This window comes from Burkholderia sp. BCC1988, from assembly GCF_905339895.1.
In the GTDB taxonomy this organism is placed as follows: domain Bacteria; phylum Pseudomonadota; class Gammaproteobacteria; order Burkholderiales; family Burkholderiaceae; genus Burkholderia.
This window is the reverse complement of sequence record NZ_CAJPHA010000107.1, coordinates 1-256: the sequence shown is the minus strand read 5'-3', so window position 1 is coordinate 256 and position 256 is coordinate 1. Positions and strand designations below refer to the sequence as shown.

General features: G+C 62.1%; 1 protein-coding gene. It reads left to right on the top strand.

Translation table 11 applies throughout. The features are described from left to right. On the top strand, nucleotides 1-256 hold a 256-nt coding region (locus tag U4012_RS35775), incomplete at both ends, for an amidohydrolase family protein (RefSeq protein WP_321804606.1).

Genomic DNA, 256 nt, shown 5'->3' with positions numbered 1-256 from the left:
AGGCGTCGTGCGCGTGCTCGCGCAGAACCGCTGGCCGTGGCGCATGCACGCGACCTACGACGAAACGATCAGCCGCGCACTCGACGTGTTCGAGAAGGTGAACAAGGACATCCCGCTTGAAGGGCTGAACTGGTTCTTCGATCACGCGGAAACCATTACCGAAAAATCGATGGACCGCATCGCCGCGCTGGGTGGTGGTATCGCGGTGCAGCACCGGATGGCGTACCAGGGCGAATACTTCGTCGAGCGCTACGGC